This is a genomic window from Micromonospora sp. HM134 (genome assembly GCF_007833915.1).
Classification (GTDB): Bacteria; Actinomycetota; Actinomycetes; order Mycobacteriales; family Micromonosporaceae; genus Micromonospora; species Micromonospora wenchangensis.
This window is the reverse complement of the sequence record NZ_CP041061.1, coordinates 965,175-980,476: the sequence shown is the minus strand read 5'-3', so window position 1 is coordinate 980,476 and position 15,302 is coordinate 965,175. Positions and strand designations below refer to the sequence as shown.

Below are 15,302 nucleotides of genomic sequence, written 5' to 3'. Positions count from 1 at the left end.
GGCGCGGACCGCGCCCACCGGCTAGAGGCGCAGCAGCATCCGGGTGTTGCCCAGGGTGTTCGGCTTGACCCGTTCCAGGTCGAGGAACTCGGCGACACCCTCGTCGTAGGAGCGCAGCAACTGCTCGTAGACGGGCTGCGGCACCGGCGCGCCGTCGATCTCGGTGAACCCGAACGCGCCGAAGAACGCCGTCTCGAAGGTGAGCACGAAGATCCGGGCGATGCCCAGTTCCCGGGCGGCGTCGATCAGCTCGGTGACGATCCGGTGGCCGAGCCGCCGCCCCCGGCAGGCCGGGTCGACGGCCACGGTACGGATCTCGGCGAGGTCCTCCCACATCACGTGCAGCGCGCCGCAGCCGACCACCCGCCCGTCGCCGGCCACCGCGACCCGGAACTCCTGCACGTCCTCGTAGAGGGTGACGGTGGCCTTGCTGAGCAGCCGCCGGTCGTCGGTGTAAGTGTCGACCAGCCGCCGGATGCCGCGCACGTCGCCGGTGCGGGCCCGGCGTACCTCGATCTCGTCGGTCATCTCACCCGGCCGTCGGCACGTCCACGCAGGGCCCGGCCGCCCACCACTTCTCCACCAGGGCGAGCGTCTCGTCGCCGAACGGGTTGACACCGGGCCCGGCACCGAGCGCGTGGCCCAGGTGCACGTGCAGGCACTTCACCCGGCCGGGCATCCCACCGGCGGAGATGCCGGCGATCTCCGGCACCTCGCCGATCGCGGCCCGGCGGGCCAGGTAGTCCTCGTGCGCGGCCCGGTACCGGTCGGCCAGTTCCGGGTCGTCGGCGAGCCGCTCGGCCATCTCCTTCATCAGCCCGGCCGACTCCAGCCGGCTGCACGCCGCCGTCGCCCGGGGGCAGGTCAGGTAGAACAGCGTCGGGAAGGGGGTGCCGTCGGCGAGCCGGGGGGTGGTCTCGACCACGTCGGGCAGGCCGCACGGGCAGCGGTGGGCCACCGCCCGGGTGCCCCGGGGCGGGCGTCCGAGCTGCGCGGCCACCGCGGCCAGGTCGGCCTCGGTGGCCGGCTGGTGCTCCGGCGGGGGTACGGAGTCCGCCGCCGGCTCCTGCGGTGGTACGACGTTCACGGTGCCCATCTCTCGTTCGGTACGCGGGTGCTGCTCACTGGTCGGCGGCTTCGCCGTTCGCCGCCCGGACGCTCGACCACAGGGTGTCGTACCAGGGGGCGGGAGCCTTGGGCGGGGCCGGCGGCCGGCCGCCGTTGGCGTCGCGGGCCGCACCGTCGGCGTCGTTGAGCACGATCACCGGGGTCTCGCCCGGGGCCACCATGTAGAACCGTTCCCGCGCCTTGATCTTGATGTATTCGGGGTCCTGCCACTTCGCCGCCTGGGCCGACAACTCGGCGATCTCTTCGCGCTGGGCGGCCTGGCTGGCCTCCATCCGCTCGATGTCGACCTGCTGGTCGAGGTAGACCCGGACCGGATAGGTGTAGGCCAGGGCGAGCGCGAGCAGCACCGCGAACAGGACGGTGGCCCGCCCGGTGAACCGTCGGGGGTGGGGTGCGGTGAGCCGCCGGATGGTGCCGCCGGCCGCCGTCCGGCGGGCCGCCGCCGGGCGGTTCGCCGACCGGACACCGTCGACGCCACGCGAGCGGGCCGCGGTGGTCCGCGGCTCGGCGCGGACCCCGCCGTCGCGCAGCGGCGTGCGGGCGCCCCGGGCCCCGCCCGGCCGACCGGTCGGCCGGCGGGCCGGGCGTTGGCCACCCGGTGTGCGGCGCTGCTGCATCGTCACACCCCTCCCCCCGAGGTTCGCCCGGGTCAGGCCGAACGGTAACGCGGGAACGCGCCGACGCCGGCGTACCGCGCCGCGTCGCCCAGCTCCTCCTCGATCCGCAGGAGCTGGTTGTACTTGGCGACCCGGTCGGACCGGGCCGGGGCACCGGTCTTGATCTGGCCGCAGCCGGTGGCGACGGCCAGGTCGGCGATGGTGGTGTCCTCGGTCTCGCCGGAGCGGTGGCTCATCATGCACTTGAAGCCGGCCCGGTGGGCCAGGTCCACGGCGTCCAGCGTCTCGGTCAGCGAACCGATCTGGTTGACCTTGACGAGCACCGCGTTGGCGGCCTTCTCGGTGATGCCCCGGGCGATGCGCTGCGGGTTGGTGACGAACAGGTCGTCGCCGACGATCTGGATCCGGTCACCGACGGCGGCGGTCAGGGTGGCCCAGCCGCTCCAGTCGTCCTCGGCCAGCGGGTCCTCGATGGAGACGATCGGGTAGTCGCCGATGAGCTTGGTGTAGTAGTTGCTCATCTCCTCGGCGCTCTTGGCCGCGCTCTCGAAGGTGTAGCTGCCGTTGTCGAAGAACTCGGTGGCCGCCACGTCGAGGGCGAAGACGATGTCGGTGCCCAGCCGGTAGCCGGCCTTCTCGACCGCCTCAGCGATCAGGTCCAGCGCGGCGGCGTTGCTGGGCAGGTTGGGGGCGAAGCCGCCCTCGTCGCCCAGGCCGGTGGAGAGGTCCTTCTTCTTGAGCACCGACTTCAGCGCGTGGTAGACCTCCGCCCCGGAGCGCAGCGCCTCCCGGAAGCTGGACGCCCCGATCGGCGCGATCATGAACTCCTGCACGTCGACGTTCGAGTCGGCGTGCGCCCCACCGTTGAGGATGTTCATCATCGGCACCGGCAGCAGGTGGGCGTTGGGGCCGCCCAGGTAGCGGAACAGGCTCAGCTCGGCGCTGCCGGCCGCGGCCTTGGCGACCGCCAGCGAGACCCCGAGGATCGCGTTCGCGCCCAGCTCGCCCTTGTTGTCGGAGCCGTCGAGGTCGAGCATCTTCTGGTCGATCAGCCGCTGCTCGCTGGCCTCGTAGCCGATGAGCTGGTCGACGATCTTGTCCTCGATGTTGGCGACCGCGTTCTCGACGCCCTTGCCCAGGTAGCGGCCCTTGTCACCGTCGCGCAGTTCGACCGCTTCGAAGGCGCCGGTGGAGGCGCCGGAGGGTACGGCGGCGCGGGCGATCGTGCCGTCGTCCAGCCCTACCTCGACCTCGACCGTGGGGTTGCCCCGCGAGTCGAGAATCTCCCGGGCGACGATTCCCTCGATGGTTGCCACTGAGTCGCTCCTCGTTCGTGTGTGCGAATCCGGTTCGGGCCGCGACGGTGCGGCTGAGGCAGGTGTGTTGAACGCAGCGTATCGGGCGGCGTCCGGCCGCACGGCGTCCGGGGACACGTAGCCCACCCCTAATCGGTACGCCGGGACGGACATTCCCGGATTCTCACCCCTGAACCGGCAACCGGTTTGCGCCGGGTGGACCCGATCGACCACGCTGGTCGCCATGCCCGCCGTCTCGACCACCCTCCGCGTGCTCGCCGTGTCGGTCATCGCGTCGCTCACCGTCACCGGCTGTCAGACCCTGGACGACGCCGGACGCACCCTCGGCCGCGCCGATCTGATCAACGATCTCGCCACCCGGCTCGACGAGTCGCTGGTGCGGACCTGGACCGCCGAGTACCGGCTCGCCGGTGGCCGGGACTTCACCATCGCCCAGACGAAGGAACCGGCCCGGTCCGCGTACACCTGGACCGCCGGCAAGATCACCGTCTCCGAGCAGGCCATCACCCGGTGCGGGACCACCGCCGGGCGGACCACGTGCACGGTCGAGCCGCCGGTGCTGATGTCCGGCAAGGCCGCCGTGCCGCTGTTCACCGAGGCCCGCAAGGCCGGCCTGGTCACCCCGCCGGCGGTGATCGGCCTGCTCACCGAGGCCGCACTCGACCCGGCGGCCCAGGTCAAGCAGACCGACACCACGATCACCGGGCACCACGCCACCTGTGTCGCCGTCCGGCGGGCCGCCGGGAACTTCGACACCTGCGTGACCAGCGAGGGTGTGCTCGGCAGCTTCACCGGGGTCCTCGACGGCCAACCCGTCGAACTGACCCTGGACCGCTACACCGACTCGGTGGCACCGACGGCGTTCGACCTGCCGGCCGGCGCCGGGGTGACCGACCGCCGGCCGGCGACGTCGTGACCGTTCCCCCACCCGCAGACCCCGCCCCCGCCGCCGGGGACACCGCCGACCCGTCACCCGCCCCCGGGGACCTGGGCCTGCTGGTCGCCGGCCACCGGCTCCTCACCACCGCCGACGGGGGCCTGCCCCGGGTCGGTGAGCTGCCGGACGGGACCGGCTGGGTGCCACTGGGCACGCTGGACGGGGTACCCGCCTGGGCGGCCACGTCGGACGGGGCGACCCGGCCGGCCGGGCGCTGGCGCAGTTGGCGGGCGATCGCCGCCGAGCTACCCGAACCGCTCGCCACGCTCGCCGGGCGGGCGGTGGCCGTGGTCACCTTCCGGCGTACCCACCGTTGGTGCGGGGCCTGCCGGGCGGAGCTGGCCGACGTGCCCGGCGAGACGGCCCGGCGCTGCCCCGCCTGCGACCTGTACGTGCCGCTGCGGCTCTCCCCGGCGGTGCTGGCGGCGATCACCCGCCCCGGGCCGGCCGGTGGCCCCACCGAGCTGCTGCTGGTGCGGCACGCGTCCGGCCCGACCGGGCTGTGGGCGCTGGTCGCGGGCTTCGTCGAGGCCGGGGAGTCGTTGGAGACGGCGGTCCGTCGCGAGGTCACCGAGGAGGTCGGGCTGACCCTCGGCAGCGTCGACTACTTCGGCAGCCAGCCCTGGGCGATCTCCGGGCCGGGGGTGCTGCTCGCCGGCTTCTTCGCCACCGCCGCCGACCCCACCGCCGAGCCGGAGGTGGACGGGCGGGAGCTGGTGCGGGCCCGCTGGTTCCCGGTGGACGCGCTGCCGGCCGAGCTGCCACCGGCGTACTCGATCTCCCGCTGGCTGATCGACGCGGTCGTCGCCCGGGGCTGAACCCGGCCGGTTCAGACGCCGAGCAGGGTACGCAGGTGGCGCGGGGGTGGGCAGTCGTGGGCGAGCATCGCGTCGTGCCACCGGCGTAGCGGCACCCCCGTGGGGCGGGCGGCGGCGATGTCGGCCATCTCGCTGTAGCCGACGAAGTACGTGGAGAGCTGGGTCGAGGTGAGCAGCGCCCGCCGCCACTTGCCGGCCGCCTCGCCCTCCTCCTGGAAGCCGCGCCCGGTCATCAGCGCCAGCGCGTCCGCCTCGGTCATCTGGTCACAGTGGACGAGCTGGTCGAGCAGGGCGTTGATGGTCATCCGCAGCTGCATCTTGAGCTGCTGGAGGCGGACCGGCAGGCCACCGAAGCCGAGGCCGGCCATCAGCTCCTCGGTGTAGACCGCCCAGCCCTCGATGAACACCCCCGACTCGGTGAGCGCCCGGACCCGGGTGGGGCCGGCGTACCGGCGGGCGTGGGCGAGCTGGAGGAAGTGCCCCGGCATCGCCTCGTGCACGGTCAGGTTGCGGATCATGTGGTCGTTGTACTCACGGTAGAACGAGTCGACCCGGTGGGCGGGCCAGTCCGCCGGGGTGGGCGCGATGCAGTAGAAGGTGGGCAGGTCGGCCGGTTCCAGCGGGCCGGGCGAGTCGCAGTAGGCCACCGCGACGCCCCGGGCGAACTCCGGCATCTCCTGGATCACGCACGGGTCGTCGACCAGGCTGACCAGGTCGTGCGCCCGGACGAAGTCGACGGCCTCGTCGAGGGTGACCGAGGCGAGGTCCACGATGGAGTGGTCGTCGGGGTGCTCGGCGGCGAGCAGGTCCAGCGCCCGGCGTACCGTCGCGTCGTCGGCCGGGCCACCGACCAGCTCGACGGCGGCGGCGCGGATCTCGGCGGTGACCCGGTCCAGGTTGGCCCAGGCGCGGCGCTGCACCTCGGCCGCGCCCAGCTCGGTGTCGAGGGTGTGCCAGAGCCGGGCCTCCCAGCGGCGGCGGCCCAGCCGGGGGTCGCGGCCCGGCCCGGCGTCGGCGGCCAGCCCGGCGCGCAGCCAGCCGACGAACTCGTCGAGCGCGGCGATCGCCGCCGTCGCCGCCGGCTCCACCGTGCCGGCCAGCGCGGGGGCCCGGGCGAGCAGCAGCGGCACCTCGTCGCGGATCAGCGCGGCGCTGCCGGCGAACTGCCCGACCGCCGTCTCGGCGTGCACCCGGGGCATGTCCCGTAGCGTCGCCCGCGCGGTCGCCAACGCGTCGGGTACGGCGGTCAGCCGCCCGACCAGGTGCGCCAGCCGCTGCTCCACCGGCGCGTACGGGCGGGCGAGCAGGGCGTGCAGCAGCGGGCCGGGGTTGTGCACCAGCGGGTCCCACTCGAAGGCCCGGATCTCGCTCAGCTCGAACAGTTCCCGGTCGACCAGGGCGGCGAGCAGCGCGTGGTCGACCTGCTCCTCGACGTCGAGGGAATCCGCGTCGACCTCGGCGAGCGCGTCGGCGGCCTCCCGCAGCATCGCCTGGTCGGCGGCGACCGCCGGGGCGGACAGATCGGGCAGCCGGTCGTCGTAGCGGTGGTCCCCGGCCGACGTGGCGAACCCGGGCCGGCTCTCCAGCACGGCCTCGACGATCCGCTCCGCCAGCGGCACGAATGCACCCATCCCCCGACCCTACCCACCCCGCCGGTCCCCCACCGGCCGCGCGCCGACCCCGTCGATCAAGAGCTTCGCGTCACCGGGGCGCGCGGATCTGACGCAAACCTCTTGGTCAACTCGACGGGGTGGGGGGTTCGGTGGTGCGGAGGGTTCGGGTGTGGGCGAGGGTGGTGTGGCGGAGGGCCGCTTCGGGGTCCAGGCCGGCGCGGCGGGCCTGGGCCACCAGGGCCAGCAGGGTGGCACCCAGGCGGGACTCCGGGTCGGGTTGGGCGTCGGGGGACGGCAGGGGGACGGTCAGGCCGGCCCGGCCGGCGCGGTCCAGCACCTTGGCCGCCAGGGCCAGGGCGGGCTGGCTCAGGGCGATGCCGTCGAGCACCGACGCGCGGGCCTTCTCGGCCTGCTTGATCCGCTCCCAGTTCGCCTCGATCTCGGCCAGCGAACCCGCCTGCGCACCGGAGAAGACGTGCGGGTTACGGCGGACCATCTTGTCGACCAGCGTGCCGGCCACGTCGTCGACGCTCCACCGCTCGTCCTCGGGCAGGTTCTCCGCGAGGCGGGCGTGCAGCAGCACCTGGAGCAGCACGTCGCCCAGTTCCTCGCGCAACGCGTCGGTGTCACCGTCGCTGATCGCGTCGTACGCCTCGTAGCACTCCTCGATCAGGAAGCCGGCGAGGCTGCGGTGGGTCTGCGCCCGCTTCCACGGGTCGCCGCCCGGCGAGGCGAGCCGGTCCATCACCTCGACCGCGTCGAGCAGCCGGGCCCCCGGCGGGTCCCACGAGCCGTACATCAGCTCCAGCTCGGCCAGCCCCGGCTGCCGGGCCAGCCGCAGGCCCACCTCCCGGGCCAGGGACTCGTCGCCGGTCGGGCCGGCCAGCCAGACCGCCGTGCCGTGTGCCGCCGCCGCGTCGAGCAGCGCGTCGCCGGCCCCGCCGGAGACGACGGTGACCGTGACGCCCGCCGCGCGTACCGCCGTGACCTGGGCACCCTCCGCGCCGGTCAGCACCGGCGCGGAGCGCAGCGTGTCCCAGGCGGCGGCGGTCAGCAGACCGGCCGGCAACCGGGGCGAGGTGACCAGCAGGACGATCCGGTCGGACATGCTCAGGAGGCCGCCGGCCCCTGCTCCGGGGTCGGGCTGGCGACCGGCTCGGGCGTCGACACGTCGGTCACCGGGCCGCTCGCGTCGATGTACGGCAGCGCGTAGAAGACCAGCTCCTGGCCCTTGTTGACCCAGGCGGGAACGCCGAGCGGCCGGTACCGGGGGTTGACTTCGACGTCGACCTTGTCGGCCTGCTCGCCCAGCGCGGCGCTCAACGCCGACGAGCTGCGGACGAAACCGCCGTCACCGAAGAGCTGCCGCACCTGCGCCACCGACAGCCCCCGGTCGATGCCGCCGGTCTTCTCGATCGCGTGGTAGACCGCCATCACCGACTCGTCGCTCAGGTCGGCCGGCGGCAACTGCTGGCTGAGCACGACGAACAGGTCGGCCCACTCGCCCCACAGCTTCGCGAACTCCGCCTGCGGCGGCATCTGGAGCTGCTGGGCCAGCTGGTCCGGGGTGATCTGGTCGGGGACCTGGAGGTTCTTCTCGGCCGCGACCCGCTTACCCAGGTCGATGCTGACCAGCAGGTTCACCACGTCCTGCCGGGTCACCCCGGCCCGCAACTGCTCCGGGCCGGGGGTCTGGCCGGACTGGGCCGCGCCCTGGCGCACCGCCTCGGCGTACCTCGTCTGCGCGTCGGTGTAGATCGCGTCCACCCGGGCCACCGAGTAGCGACTGTCGCCGATGTATGCGGCCACATCCGGAGATGCCTTGCCGCAGGCGGTGAGGGAGAGGACACCCAGGGCCGCGACGCTGGCGGCGGCGATGAGACGGCGTGCACGCATGACGGTCACTCTCTCATGCCTGCCTGTGTACGGTGACGCCGCCCACCGTGCGCTGCGGCCCCGCCCGACGCCCCGTGCCGCGCTCCGCACCGGGCGGGCGACGGACCGCTCATCCCCGCGCCCCCGCCAGCGCGGCCGGTTCGCCGAGGACGTCGGCGAGGAGTTGGGCGCACCACTCCAGCAGCGCCTGGTCGCGCAGCGGCTCGCCGCCGACCCGGCGGGTGCTCGGCCGGGGCACGCTGACCTGGTCGGTGGCCTGCTTGTAGACCGAGTCCGGGTGGTAGCGCTTGAGCCGCAACTGCTTCGAGTCGGGCAGCGGCAGCGGCCCGAACCGGAGGTGCTTGCCCTGCATCGACACGTCGGTCAGGCCGTAGCGGCGGGCCAGCAGCCGGAACCGGGCCACCGCGACCAGGTTCTGCACCGGGGCGGGCGGTTCGCCGTACCGGTCGGTCATCTCGGCCACCACCTCGCGCAGCCGCGCGTCGTCGCGCGCCTCGGCGAGCTTGCGGTACATCTCCAGCCGCAGCCGTTCCACCCCGACGTAGTCGTGCGGCAGGTGCGCGTCGATCGGGAGGTCGATCTTGACGTCGGTCTCCTCCTCGGTCCTCTCCCCCTTGAACGCCGACACCGCCTCGCCGACCATCCGGACGTACAGGTCGAACCCGACGCCCTCGATGTGCCCGGACTGTTCGCCGCCGAGCAGGTTGCCGGCGCCCCGGATCTCCAGGTCCTTCATCGCCACGTACATGCCCGCGCCCAGCTCGGTGTGCTGCGCGATGGTGGCCAGCCGCTCGTGCGCGTGCTCGGTAAGCGGCTTCTCCGGCGGGTAGAGGAAGTACGCGTACGCCCGCTCCCGGCCCCGGCCCACCCGGCCCCGGATCTGGTGCAGCTGGGCCAGGCCGAGCAGGTCGGCCCGCTCCACGATCAGCGTGTTGGCGTTCGGGATGTCGATGCCGGACTCGACGATGGTGGTGCAGACCAGGACGTCGAACTCCTTCTCCCAGAAGCCGACCATCACCTTCTCCAGGGCCTCCTCGCCCATCTGCCCGTGGGCCACCGCCACCCGCGCCTCGGGCACCAGCTCGCGCAGTTTGCGCGCCGTCCGGTCGATCGACTCGACCCGGTTGTGCAGGTAGAAGACCTGCCCGTCGCGGAGCAGCTCACGGTGGATCGACGCGGCCACCTGCCGGTCGTCGTACGACCCGACGAAGGTCAGTACCGGGTGCCGCTCCTCCGGCGGGGTGGCGATGGTCGACATCTCCCGGATGCCGGTGATCGCCATCTCCAGCGTCCTCGGGATCGGGGTGGCCGACATGCTCAGCACGTCGACCGAGGCGCGCAGCGTCTTGAGGTGTTCCTTGTGCTCGACGCCGAACCGCTGCTCCTCGTCGATGATCACCATGCCGAGGGACTTGAACCGGGTGGCCGTCTGGAGCAGCCGGTGGGTGCCGATGACGATGTCGACGGTGCCGTCGGCGACCATCTCCAGCGTCCGTTCGCTCTCCTTGGCGGTCTGGAACCGGGAGAGCTGGCGGATGGTCACCGGGAACTGGTTCATCCGCTCGGCGAACGTGTTGTAGTGCTGCTGCACCAGCAGCGTCGTCGGCACCAGCACCGCCACCTGCTTGCCGTCCTGCACCGCCTTGAACGCCGCCCGGACGGCGATCTCGGTCTTGCCGTACCCGACGTCGCCGCAGATCAGCCGGTCCATCGGGACGGTCTGCTCCATGTCCCGCTTGACCTCCTCGATGGCGGCCATCTGGTCGGGCGTCTCCTGCCACGGGAAGGCGTCCTCCAGCTCCCGCTGCCACGGGGAGTCCGGGGCGAACGCGTGCCCCTTGGACGCCTTGCGGGCGGCGTAGAGCTGGATGAGCTGGGCGGCGATCTCCCGGACCGCCTTGCGGGCGCGGGCCTTGGACTTCTGCCAGTCCGAGCCGCCCATCTTGTGCAGGGTGGGCTGCTCGCCGCCGACGTAGCGGGAGAGCTGGTCGAGCTGGTCGGTGGGGACGAACAGCCGGTCGCCGGGCTGGCCGCGCTTGCTGGCCGCGTACTCGATGACGAGGTATTCCCGGGACGCGCCGTTGACGGTGCGCTGCACCAGCTCGACGTACCGGCCGATGCCGTGCTGCTCGTGCACGACGAAGTCGCCGGCCTTCAGCTCCAGCGGGTCGATGGTGTTGCGCCGCCGGCTCGGCATCCGGCGCATGTCCCGGGTGGTGGTGCCCCGGCCGCCGGTGACGTCGTTGCCGGTGAGCAGCACGAACCTCGACGCCTCGTCGACGAAGCCGGCGGTGAGGCAGCCGCAGGAGACCAGCACCTCGCCGGGGGCGGGCGCGGCCGGCACCTGCTCGGTGAGCCGGGCACCCAACCCGGCGTCGCGGAGCACCTCGACGGCCCGCTGGGCGGGACCGTGCCCCTCGAAGACCAGCGACACCGACCAGCCGTCGCCGGTCCAGCGCTTCAGGTCGTCGACCAACCGGTCGGTCTCGCCGTGGTAGAGCGGGGCCGGCTGGGCGGCCAGGCTCACCGCGATCGCGTCGTCGGGGGTGACGTCCGCCCCGGTCGGCGCGTCCTCCCAGGGCTGTCGGGCCGGTGCGGCGGCGTCCGCCTCGACCAGCCCGAACGGGGCGAGGGTCCACCAGGGCTGGCGCAGGGCGCGGGCGGCGGCGCGTACCTCGGCCAGGGACTTGAAGGCGGCGGCGCCGAGGTCGACCGGGGCCTGGCCGCCGACGGCGGCCGCGGCCCAGCTCGCCTGGAGGAACTCCTCCGAGGTACGCACCAGGTCGTGCGCCCGGGTGCGGATCCGCTCCGGGTCGCAGAGCAGCACGTGGGTGCCGACGGGCATGGTGTCCACCAGCAGTTCCAGGTTGTCGCTGCCGATCAGCGCCGGGGCCAGCGACTCCATCCCCTCGACCGGGATGCCCTCGGCCAGCTTGTCGAGGATCTCGGCCAACTCCGGGTGCTCCCCGGCGAGCGCGGCGGCCCGCCGGCGCACCGCCGGGGTCAGCAGCAGCTCCCGGCACGGCGGGGCCCAGAGCTGCGGTACGCCCTCGATGGTGCGCTGGTCGGCGACGGCGAAGGTGCGGATCTCCTCCACCTCGTCGCCCCAGAACTCGACCCGGGACGGGTGCTCGTCGGTGGGCGGGAAGACGTCCAGGATGCCGCCGCGTACCGCGAACTCGCCGCGCTTGGTGACCAGGTCGACCCGGGCGTACGCCAGGTCGGTGAGCCGGCGGGCGACCTGCTCCAGGTCGACCTCCTCACCGGCGGCGAGCTGCACCGGCTCCAGGTCGCCGAGGCCCTTGAGCTGCGGTTGCAGCAGCGACCGGACGGGCGCCACCACCACCCGCAGCGGGCCGGCGTCGGCGTCGGCGCGGACGGTGTGCGGGCCCGGCGCGTCCGGGTGGGCGAGGCGGCGCAGCACGGCCAGCCGGCGGCCGACGGTGTCGGAACGGGGCGAGAGCCGCTCGTGCGGCAGCGTCTCCCAGGACGGGAAGACCGCGACCTGCCCGGCCGGGAGCAGGCTGCCCAGCGCGGCGGCCAGGTCGTCGGCCTCCCGGCTGGTGGCGGTGACCGCCAGCACGGGCCGGCCGGCCCCGCCGACCGCCTCGTCGGCGGCGACGGCGGCCACGGCGAACGGGCGCAGCGCCGCCGGGGCGGTGAGGTCGAGCCCGTCGACCTGGGCGGCACCGGAGCGCGCCAGGTCACGCGCGCGGGCCAGCCCGGGATCGGCCAGGGCGGCGGAGAAGAGTCCGGTGAGCATCAGTGATCACTTCCAGAGGAGTCGACGCGCACGACTGCTGCCCCTCGTCCAGCCGGACGGGGGGTGCACGTCGACCAGCCTATCCCCGCCCGCCCCGGCGTGACCGGGCCCCGCTGCAAGATCATCACAATGTCGCGGATGTAGCGGCATCCCCGCTCGCAGACACCACTACATCCATGACATTGCGACGCCCCACCCGGGAGGTGTTCAGGCGGCGCGGGTCAGGCGCGGGTCGAGCTGGTTGATCAGGTGGTGGGACAGGCGGGCCAGGCGGCGGGACTGGGCGAGGCCGATCGGCCAGCGGTCGACCTCCTCGCCGGCCGAGCACTCCAACAGCAGCCCGGACGGCGGGGTCGGGCCGATATCCATGCGCCACAGGCCGAGCCGGACCTGGATCACCTCGTCGCCGTGTACGGCCGCGTCGAGGAGTCGGGACAGGTGCAGATCGTTCGGGCCGGCGCAGTCCGGACCACGCAGTCACCACGGCGGATGGCCGGAGTTCGACGGTCGGACGGGACTCACCAGGTGCGGGGGATTCGGTAGGTTGCCCATGGGCCAGGGTCCTTTCCTGGTCAAGGCCCGGGGAGCGGAGTGCCACCTCCACCCCGGGCCGCCCTGTTGGTGATGCTCAACCGGTTGCGAGCCAGGTCAGCGAGGTCAGCTTATAGCCGGACGTCGACATTGTCGACACTGTCGACGTTATAGACGCTGTCAACTTGTGGTGATCTACTTGGCCCTGCGAGCCAGGGAGACACCATGAACACACCCAAATATGAGCAGGTGGCATCAGCCATCCGCGATCAGATCCGCGCCGGAAAACTGATACCGGGTGATCAGCTACCCACGACCAAGGGCCTCATCGAGACGTACGGCGTCTCCTACGGCTCGGTCCGGACCGCCCTGCTCATCCTCAAGGCCGAAGGGCTGATCGAGGGAAGACAGGGCGAGGGCGTCTACGTCCGGGACCCGGCCGCTCAGTAGCGGACCATGATGCGGCGTTCGACCGCGTCGACCACGATCTCCCCGCCGTACGGGACGATCAACTGCGGGTCGGTGTGGCCGAGGTCGACGTCGAAGACCACCACCGCGTCCGGGTGGTAGTCCGCGAGCGCCCGGGTGATCGCGCCACGCTGGGCGGCGGCCCAGGCCAGCCGTTCCGGCACCGGCAGCTGCCGTTCGAAGTCCCACGCCTTGGGCCGGCCGACGACGATCGCCGGGAAGGCGGCGAGCAGCCCCCGCTCACCCATGTTCCGGACGATCCGGAACACCTCCTGCGCGTCGGGCAGCTCGTTGGAGGTCTCGATGACGAGCACCGACCCGGCCAGCTCGGCGGCCGACGGCACCCGGTCGGCGGCCATCAGCCAGTGCAGGATCTCCAGGCAGCCGCCCCAGGTGCGGCCCTCGACGACCGTCGACGGGCCCCGCCAGCGCCAGCCCTCACCGGGGAGCATCGGCGGTTCGACCGCGAGCGTGGCCGGGTTCCGCCAGTCGCCCGGTTCGTCACCCCACTGCGGCGCGGGGGTCAGCTCGTACCAGTCGGAGGTGAACAGGGCGGCGCGCAGCGAGTCGAGGGTCAGCGGGTGCGGCGCGCCGGGCCGGCCGAGGTGCACCAGTACCGAGCCGCCGTGGTAGGCCACCATCCCCAGCCGGTGCAGGTGGTTGAGGACGTTGGTGTTGTCCGAGTAGCCGAAGTAGGGCTTCGGGTTGGCCCGCAGCACCGCGTCGTCCAGGTGCGGGGTGACGGTGATCAGGTCGTCCCCGCCGACGGTGGCGAGCACGGCGGTCACCGTAGGGTCGGCGAAGGCGGCGGTCAGGTCGCGTGCCCGGTCCCGGGGGTCGGCCCGGATCTGCCGGGTGGTCGGGTACTCCACCGGCTCCAGGTGGAGCTCCTCGCGCAGCCGGCGCAGGCCCAGCTCGTACACGTGGGGGAAGAGACCGGGCAGGCCGGCGGAGGGGGAGACCACGGCGACCCGGTCGCCCGGCTTCGGCTTGGCGGGGTACGCGGGAGGGGCCATGATCGGAACCTACCGCCCACTCCCACCGGTTTTCACCCGACAAAACTCCACAGATCAGGCATTAACGGCCATAGGCTGAGCCGGTGGACGAGGAGCCGCGGACCCGGGACTGGCTGCCCCGCACGGCGGCGCTGCTGGTCGGCACGCTGGCGCTGGCCACCGCGTTCATCGCGGCCTACGTCGGCGCGCTGCACCAGCCGCACCCCCGGGACGTGCCGGTCGGCGTGGTGACCGGCGACCAACGCGCCGAGTCGCTGCTGACCGCCGTGCGGGCCCGCACCGACACCATCGAACCCGTCCGGTACGCCGACCCCGGCGCGGCCGACGACGCCCTCACCGCCCGCCAGGTGTACGCCGTGCTCACCTCCGCCCCCGACGGCACGCTCACCCTCGCCACCGCCAGCGCCTCCGCGCCGGCCGCCACCGAACTGGTCACCGGGGTCCTCACCCCGGCCGCCCAGCAGGCCGGGGTGCCGCTCACCGTCACCGACCAGGTGCCCGTCTCCCCCGACGACCCGCGCGGCCTGGTGCCGTTCTACCTGGCCGTCGGGCTGGTGCTCGGCGGCTACCTCGCCTCGACCGCGCTCGGCGTCTCGCTCGGCACCGCCCCGCGCGGGCTGCGCCGGGCCGGACTGCGGATCGGCTCGCTGGCCGTCCACGCGCTGCTGCTCGGGATCATCGGCGCGGTGCTGGTCGGCCCGGTGCTCGACGTCTGGGACCACGACCTGGTCGCCGTGGCGGCGGTCGGCGTGCTCACCGTCTTCACCGCCGCGATGGTCGCCGCCGCCGTACAGGGCTGGCTGGGGCTGCTCGGCACCGGACTGGTGATCCTGCTGCTGGTGGTACTCGGCAACCCCGGCTCGGGCGGCATCTACGCCCCGGAGTTCCTGCCCGCCGCGCTGCGCGGCATGCACCGCTGGAACGTCCCCGGTCTCGCCACCGACCTACTCAAATCGGCCGTCTACTTCGACTGGCGCTCGGCCCGCTGGCCGCTTGCCGGGCTGCTGACCTGGGTCGCCCTCGGGGTGCTCGGCCTGCTCACCGCCGCCCTGTTCCGGGGACGCCGGGCCGGGGCCGGACGTGGCGCGCGGTGATCGTGGGGAAGGTGACACACCGAACCCCTTCCTCCCGGACCGGGCCACGCAGATACCATCCAGGGAGTCGGACAGCGCTGTCCTTCGTACTCACGTAAGGAGCGC

At 73.3% G+C, this 15,302-nt stretch carries 14 protein-coding genes; 4 read left to right on the top strand and 10 right to left on the bottom strand.

Features of this window, described 5'->3' with window-relative positions; translation table 11 throughout:
• Nucleotides 1-21 precede the first annotated feature (21 nt).
• Genes FJK98_RS04770 through eno form a run of 4 tightly spaced genes read right to left on the bottom strand, consistent with a single transcriptional unit; the run spans nucleotide 22 to nucleotide 3,061 of the window.
• Nucleotides 22-528, bottom strand: coding sequence for an amino-acid N-acetyltransferase (locus FJK98_RS04770; protein ID WP_145917946.1), 507 nt, complete (start codon nucleotides 526-528; stop codon nucleotides 22-24).
• Between the two features lies 1 nt (nucleotide 529).
• Nucleotides 530-1,087 carry a DUF501 domain-containing protein gene (locus FJK98_RS04765; RefSeq protein WP_145922568.1) on the bottom strand — a complete coding sequence of 186 codons (558 nt, stop codon included), beginning with the start codon at nucleotides 1,085-1,087 and terminating at the stop codon, nucleotides 530-532.
• Nucleotides 1,088-1,121: 34 nt separating this feature from the next.
• Nucleotides 1,122-1,745, bottom strand: a complete 624-nt coding sequence (locus FJK98_RS04760; protein ID WP_145917945.1) for a septum formation initiator family protein — start codon at nucleotides 1,743-1,745, stop codon at nucleotides 1,122-1,124.
• Between the two features lie 32 nt (nucleotides 1,746-1,777).
• Nucleotides 1,778-3,061, bottom strand: a complete 1,284-nt coding sequence (eno, locus tag FJK98_RS04755; protein ID WP_145917944.1) for a phosphopyruvate hydratase — start codon at nucleotides 3,059-3,061, stop codon at nucleotides 1,778-1,780.
• A 223-nt stretch (nucleotides 3,062-3,284) separates the two neighbouring features.
• Here eno and FJK98_RS04750 point away from each other — a divergent pair, with 223 nt between their 5' ends.
• Together FJK98_RS04750 and nudC are read left to right on the top strand one after the other, a co-directional pair.
• The gene (locus tag FJK98_RS04750) at nucleotides 3,285-3,977 is read left to right on the top strand and encodes a hypothetical protein (RefSeq protein WP_145917943.1); all 693 of its coding nucleotides are present in this window, start codon (nucleotides 3,285-3,287) and stop codon (nucleotides 3,975-3,977) included.
• Entirely contained in the window at nucleotides 3,974-4,816 is an 843-nt protein-coding gene (gene nudC, locus FJK98_RS04745) for an NAD(+) diphosphatase (RefSeq protein ID WP_145917942.1), read from the top strand. Before FJK98_RS04750 ends, nudC begins: the two co-directional genes overlap by 4 nt.
• An 11-nt stretch (nucleotides 4,817-4,827) precedes the next feature.
• On the opposite strand, the gene FJK98_RS04740 is transcribed toward nudC, so the two are convergent.
• The 5 genes from FJK98_RS04740 to FJK98_RS04720 all read right to left on the bottom strand — a co-directional run bounded on the left by FJK98_RS04740 (nucleotide 4,828) and on the right by FJK98_RS04720 (nucleotide 12,487).
• Nucleotides 4,828-6,447: a DUF885 domain-containing protein gene (locus FJK98_RS04740; RefSeq protein ID WP_145917941.1), complete on the bottom strand. Its 1,620-nt coding sequence runs from the start codon at nucleotides 6,445-6,447 to the stop codon at nucleotides 4,828-4,830.
• 106 nt (nucleotides 6,448-6,553) lie between these two features.
• Complete coding sequence (locus tag FJK98_RS04735) at nucleotides 6,554-7,537, bottom strand: nucleoside triphosphate pyrophosphohydrolase (protein WP_145917940.1); 984 nt, start codon at nucleotides 7,535-7,537, stop codon at nucleotides 6,554-6,556.
• A 2-nt stretch (nucleotides 7,538-7,539) separates the two neighbouring features.
• Nucleotides 7,540-8,325 (bottom strand): hypothetical protein, encoded by a 786-nt coding sequence (locus FJK98_RS04730; protein WP_145917939.1) that lies wholly within the window; start codon nucleotides 8,323-8,325, stop codon nucleotides 7,540-7,542.
• A gap of 109 nt (nucleotides 8,326-8,434) precedes the next feature.
• Nucleotides 8,435-12,088: a transcription-repair coupling factor gene (mfd, locus tag FJK98_RS04725; protein ID WP_145917938.1), complete on the bottom strand. Its 3,654-nt coding sequence runs from the start codon at nucleotides 12,086-12,088 to the stop codon at nucleotides 8,435-8,437.
• A 207-nt stretch (nucleotides 12,089-12,295) separates the two neighbouring features.
• Nucleotides 12,296-12,487, bottom strand: a complete 192-nt coding sequence (locus FJK98_RS04720; protein ID WP_145917937.1) for a hypothetical protein — start codon at nucleotides 12,485-12,487, stop codon at nucleotides 12,296-12,298.
• A 357-nt stretch (nucleotides 12,488-12,844) separates the two neighbouring features.
• Between FJK98_RS04720 and FJK98_RS04715 the strand changes: the two genes are divergently transcribed.
• Complete coding sequence (locus FJK98_RS04715) at nucleotides 12,845-13,069, top strand: FadR/GntR family transcriptional regulator (protein ID WP_145917936.1); 225 nt, start codon at nucleotides 12,845-12,847, stop codon at nucleotides 13,067-13,069.
• On the opposite strand, the gene FJK98_RS04710 is transcribed toward FJK98_RS04715, so the two are convergent.
• Nucleotides 13,063-14,103 (bottom strand): S66 peptidase family protein, encoded by a 1,041-nt coding sequence (locus FJK98_RS04710; protein ID WP_145917935.1) that lies wholly within the window; start codon nucleotides 14,101-14,103, stop codon nucleotides 13,063-13,065. The genes FJK98_RS04715 and FJK98_RS04710 overlap by 7 nt on opposite strands.
• A gap of 83 nt (nucleotides 14,104-14,186) precedes the next feature.
• Between FJK98_RS04710 and FJK98_RS04705 the strand changes: the two genes are divergently transcribed.
• Nucleotides 14,187-15,197: a hypothetical protein gene (locus FJK98_RS04705; protein WP_145917934.1), complete on the top strand. Its 1,011-nt coding sequence runs from the start codon at nucleotides 14,187-14,189 to the stop codon at nucleotides 15,195-15,197.
• Nucleotides 15,198-15,302: the final 105 nt, after the last annotated feature.

What these genes read in the sequence shown, in the direction of transcription:
- FJK98_RS04770 (WP_145917946.1), bottom strand. Translation starts at nt 528, where the DNA reads ATGACCGACGAGATCGAGGTACGCCGGGCCCGCACCGGCGACGTGCGC.
- FJK98_RS04760 (WP_145917945.1), bottom strand. Translation starts at nt 1,745, where the DNA reads ATGCAGCAGCGCCGCACACCGGGTGGCCAACGCCCGGCCCGCCGGCCG.
- FJK98_RS04750 (WP_145917943.1), top strand. Translation starts at nt 3,285, where the DNA reads ATGCCCGCCGTCTCGACCACCCTCCGCGTGCTCGCCGTGTCGGTCATC.
- FJK98_RS04740 (WP_145917941.1), bottom strand. Translation starts at nt 6,447, where the DNA reads ATGGGTGCATTCGTGCCGCTGGCGGAGCGGATCGTCGAGGCCGTGCTG.
- FJK98_RS04735 (WP_145917940.1), bottom strand. Translation starts at nt 7,537, where the DNA reads ATGTCCGACCGGATCGTCCTGCTGGTCACCTCGCCCCGGTTGCCGGCC.
- FJK98_RS04730 (WP_145917939.1), bottom strand. Translation starts at nt 8,325, where the DNA reads ATGCGTGCACGCCGTCTCATCGCCGCCGCCAGCGTCGCGGCCCTGGGT.
- mfd (WP_145917938.1), bottom strand. Translation starts at nt 12,088, where the DNA reads ATGCTCACCGGACTCTTCTCCGCCGCCCTGGCCGATCCCGGGCTGGCC.
- FJK98_RS04715 (WP_145917936.1), top strand. Translation starts at nt 12,845, where the DNA reads ATGAACACACCCAAATATGAGCAGGTGGCATCAGCCATCCGCGATCAG.
- FJK98_RS04710 (WP_145917935.1), bottom strand. Translation starts at nt 14,103, where the DNA reads ATGGCCCCTCCCGCGTACCCCGCCAAGCCGAAGCCGGGCGACCGGGTC.